Below are 4,498 nucleotides of genomic sequence, written 5' to 3'. Positions count from 1 at the left end.
GGTGGCGCTCCTATAGAAGTCATCAAACAGTACGTTCAGCAGCAGAGAACACCGCATTAGTCGGCTATCGCCGACGAGCTTACATCCCCGCACTCAAAGTACGGGGTTTTACGCTCAACCGATAATCCCTCTCCAGAGCGTCTACGGGACTGCCAATCAATTTAGAATCCAGGGCCTTGTTGGGATGAATTTCATAAATGGTGACATCATCGGGAGGTGAAGCCAGAAACGCCTGATTCTTTCGATAGCTTTCTTCGTGCTCAACCAGCAGACCCACCAGATCGGACGCTCTTGTCTTTTTCATCCACTTGCTCATTCCTTTAAGCCATTGATGCTCACCATTGAATTCAACAGGCATGGTACGAACGACAACAATGTGTCGGTATCCACGACGGTAAGCTTCCTGAACCGGTATAGGTGCACAAACACCACCATCCACAAAACGATCTGATTCATTCTGTACAGGTTGTCTATGCAACAAAGGAATGGAGCAGCTCGCTTTTAAAGCCAGTTGCCAATCGTCTTCGGCCAGGTTGAAGTAACAGGCCTGATGTTCGCTCAAACCACAGGCACTGGCCAATACGGTTCGGTTTCGCATATTTTCACGCCCGACCTGCCAGTCCAGCCTTAAGTCGGACTTAACCTGTTGGACCAACCAGTCCAGATTCAGTCCTCCCTTCCCCATCAGAAAACGCTTAAGGGCAAAAAAGTCTTGTGAAGTCGTCGCTTCGGTAATCACCCGATAAGCGTGTTTCTGCTGGCCACAAATATAGGATGCCAGATTCAAAGCCCCGGAAGAGGTGCCAATCATCAAACCAAAGGGATTAAATTCGGCGCTAAGAAAGGCATCCAGCACCCCTGCTGTAAAAATGCCACGCTGACCACCGCCCTCGGTCACCAGTGCAACACTGGGTATATCCTGAGCCAGATAGGACAGGCCATCAAAATTCTGGGCGGCATAGGATATGTGTCTTCCTGGCATGGCAACAATCTCATTTATAAAGCAGAGTGTGTCCAGAAAATTGGACGCAGGCTTAACAGGTGTTAAACCTGACCCCAACCAGTTTCAAAACTGACTGAGATCAGGGCGCTTTCTGGTCCTGACCAGACAATGAAAGGATATTGCTACGAGCGTTCACTTTGAAATTGATTTCTTTTATGACCCTGATTAGAACTTAATAATTAATTTATTCATTGATACCGATAACCAATGATCAATGCACAGGCCAATAACAACTGGTCTTTAATGAAAAAGACGCCAGAGCCGTTTAGCAATGGGAAGAAAGCATCCTCATTCCAGCCTGGTACTGAGAACAGAAAAGTCAGGGTTCCAAAAGCGGTGGCCGCTATTCCCAATATGCCCAGTCGACCCAGTGTTCGATTCCAGGGCATAGACAATAACAGCAAGAGAAACAGCCATTCCACGATGCCAATAAAATTAGACGCACCCTGTACACCCCAGATCAGATAGGTCCAGCTGAACAGAAAGTTGGACTCCATGAGCCTGACAATACCTTCCGCTTCAAAGGTGTAGAACTTCAACCAACCGATCCAGCCCATGACAATGGCCACACCCACAAATGCCAGTCGAGTTAATCCCACTTTGAACGTCTCCAGACTTCTACCTGAGGTGACCTGTTCCAGCTGAAAGACCAGGACATAGGCTGCCACTACCCACATGGAAAGATATTTGACAACCCCCTGACCAGACCCCAGAAATGGAAACCCACCCAGACTGCTGACCCAGACAGGGTTGGTAAACAGGTAGAGAAAGTTCAGCAGGAAAACCAGTGAAGCCATAGCGGCCCCCACTGCCCCTAATGCAGGCCTGAAGAGACCCGTTAGGAGGAGTAGACCTGCAGTGACTTCAAATATTAACATCAGAACAGCAATGACAGAGCTGCCCAGCCAGGAGAGCAATGGAGCAAACAGTGGACTGTTACCCAGCCAGTACTGGATCTGTTTCAACTCCGGTTCAGTCAGTTTGAGGCCACCCAACCAGATCAGGTAGATTGCACAAACCAGACTCAGATAGACGACCAGACCTTTTTCACTGGGTCTCCATGTATTGAAAGTCTTCACCCATTGACGCATAAACGATCCTGCCTGACTTTTATTTCCACAAATACTGAAATAAACTAATTAGTTCACTTTTATCGATTACCCTAATTACCCTGCAGAAAGCTGTCAAACAAATTTTGAACTAAATCGTTTAGTTTGATAGTTTATCGACGAGTTAAATCAGGTGACTGCCATGACCAGAACAGAGGAAAAGAAACAAAATGCCATTCGAAAAACCGTAGAGCTTTGCTCACAATATGGTTTTCATGGCACCAGTATGGGTCGGATTACTGCCGCTACGGGGTTGTCAAAGGCGACCATTTACAAATATTTCTCTACCAAAGAAAACCTTATTGCCTCGGCCCTGGAAGCCTACAGTGATTTGGCAATTAAAAGTCTTGATCGATTAATGTCTGACGACTCTCTGACTCTGTCCGAGAAGCTGACCACTCGCTTTGATGCTCTGCGCAAAGGCGTTGATCTCGGACAATTCCATGGCTGTTATTTCCAGCTGGCCTTTAGTGAGTATGCCCAGGTTAATGAAAAGATCAGTGGGGTTTGCACACACTACAAGAGCAGTGTCATTAATCGGGTAGAACAGCTGTTGAAGGCTAATAACATTGCCCAAGCGGGGATAAAGGCCATCAAGGCAGAAATGGCCTTCAACGGGTTACTGTCGACTCTGCATCTGTCTCAGGAACCCGTTTTGATCGATATGGCACAAGCACTTTATATGGACATCATCACAGCCTGAAAGGTTAAGCACTTTCAGGGTGAAACCATTTAAGCTTGTCATGGAGCTGAACGACATCTCCAACAATGATCAGAGTCGGAGCCTTCACACCGTTTCCTTCAACCATACGGCTGATGTTCTCCAGTGTCCCGGTAAACACCCTTTGATCCTGGGTTGTACCTTTCTCGATAAGCGCAATAGGTGTATCAATACTGCGTCCATGTTTATGCAGCTCTTCACAGATCCTTGGCAACCCCATCAGTCCCATGTAAAACACCAGAGTCTGGGATGGATCCACCATTTCATGCCAGTTCAGGTTATAGCTGTCGTCTTTAAGATGACCGGTCACAAACCGGACGGACTGGGCATGATCCCTGTGGGTCAGCGGGATACCGGCATAACTGGCACAACCGGATGCGGCAGTGATACCTGGAACCACCTGGAAAGGAATATTCTCTTCGGCCAGAGTATCAATTTCCTCACCTCCCCGACCAAAGATAAACGGATCCCCTCCTTTCAAACGTAATACCCGCTTGCCTTGTTGGGCCAGATCCACCAGCAGCTGATTAATTTCTTCCTGAGGACGAGCATGTCGGTCGCGCTTTTTGCCCACATAAATGTAATCTGCATCTCTGCGACACAATGACAACACCTGCTCAGACACCAAACGGTCATGAAGCACAACATCCGCCTGCTGCATCAGTCTCAACGCTTTGAATGTCAGCAAGTCAGGATCGCCCGGGCCACCGCCGACCAGATAAACCTCTCCGGTGGAAACCGGTTCGGATCGTTCCAGCGCTTCTTCCATCAATCGCTGAGCGACCTCAACATCGCCGGAAATGGCTTTTTCTGCCACATTTCCGGTCAACACCCGTTCCCAGAAATACCTGCGGTCGTTGATATGATCGAATTTCTGAGACACTTTTGAGCGGAACTCTCCGGCCAACTGTGCCAGACGACCATAGCCAGCGGGCAGAATAGACTCCAGTTGCTGTCTTAACATGCGCGCTAACACTGGGGCCTTTCCTCCAGTTGAAAAAGCCACCATAACGGGAGAGCGATCAACAATAGAGGGCATCACAGCATTACCGGATTCAGCATCATCCACTACGTTGACAAACAAGTTTTGTTTTTTTGCCTGCAGGGCCACTGTCGAATTCACGTCCGGCTCATCGGTGGCAGCAATCACAAGACAGACGCCATCCAAATCACGAGTCTCAAATACTTTTTGCTGGAAGTGATGATTTCCGGCCTTGATCAAAGCCATCAAGTCCGGATGAATCTCTGGCGCTACCAATTGAATGTTCGCACCCGCATCATCCAGTAACCTGGCTTTACGCAGTGCAATATCCCCCCCTCCAACCAGCAGACAGGGACGGTCACGAACTTCGAGGAACAACGGCAAATAATCCACCCGAACCACTCTCTCTTCCAATGATCATTATTGTTTGCAGGAAATGCAGCCACTGCTTTTTGAGCGGGGTCTTTACACATTTCTCTCATCGTCTGAGTGCATTCTATCAGTGAATGCTTATGCACTAATAAGAAAAAATAACTTGATACTTATTCCATACAAATAGAGCTGGAAAGCTGGAAAGCTGGAAAGCTGGAAAGCTGGAAAGCTGGAAAGCTGGAAAGCTGGAAAGCTGGAAAGCTGGAAAGCTGGAAAGCTGGAAAGCTGGAAAGCTGGAAAGCTGGAAAGCT

General features: G+C 48.0%; 4 protein-coding genes. 1 reads left to right on the top strand and 3 read right to left on the bottom strand.

Annotated features, from left to right (window positions below; genetic code table 11):
• Positions 1 to 79 precede the first annotated feature (79 nt).
• Positions 80 to 982, bottom strand: a complete 903-nt coding sequence (locus tag ACR2PX_RS03440; RefSeq protein ID WP_433997962.1) for a patatin-like phospholipase family protein — start codon at positions 980 to 982, stop codon at positions 80 to 82.
• 209 nt (positions 983 to 1,191) lie between these two features.
• On the bottom strand, positions 1,192 to 2,094 hold the full coding sequence (locus ACR2PX_RS03435) for a DUF417 family protein (protein ID WP_433997961.1): 903 nt from the start codon (positions 2,092 to 2,094) through the stop codon (positions 1,192 to 1,194).
• Positions 2,095 to 2,254: 160 nt separating this feature from the next.
• Between ACR2PX_RS03435 and ACR2PX_RS03430 the strand changes: the two genes are divergently transcribed.
• Positions 2,255 to 2,815 (top strand): TetR/AcrR family transcriptional regulator, encoded by a 561-nt coding sequence (locus ACR2PX_RS03430; RefSeq protein WP_433997960.1) that lies wholly within the window; start codon positions 2,255 to 2,257, stop codon positions 2,813 to 2,815.
• 4 nt (positions 2,816 to 2,819) lie between these two features.
• Here the strand turns inward: ACR2PX_RS03430 and cysG are convergent, their stop codons facing one another.
• Complete coding sequence (gene cysG, locus ACR2PX_RS03425; protein ID WP_433997963.1) at positions 2,820 to 4,208, bottom strand: siroheme synthase CysG; 1,389 nt, start codon at positions 4,206 to 4,208, stop codon at positions 2,820 to 2,822.
• Positions 4,209 to 4,498: the final 290 nt, after the last annotated feature.

The sequence above is a fragment of the Endozoicomonas sp. genome (assembly GCF_051008435.1).
GTDB lineage: Bacteria > Pseudomonadota > Gammaproteobacteria > Pseudomonadales > Endozoicomonadaceae > Endozoicomonas_A.
Note: the sequence above shows the minus strand (reverse complement) of the source record. Positions and strands in the feature narration are given on the sequence as shown.

Bases quoted from the DNA above. Each gene is read 5' to 3' on its own strand.
- ACR2PX_RS03430 (WP_433997960.1), top strand. From the start codon at position 2,255: ATGACCAGAACAGAGGAAAAGAAACAAAATGCCATTCGAAAAACCGTA.
- ACR2PX_RS03440 (WP_433997962.1), bottom strand. From the start codon at position 982: ATGCCAGGAAGACACATATCCTATGCCGCCCAGAATTTTGATGGCCTG.
- ACR2PX_RS03435 (WP_433997961.1), bottom strand. From the start codon at position 2,094: ATGCGTCAATGGGTGAAGACTTTCAATACATGGAGACCCAGTGAAAAA.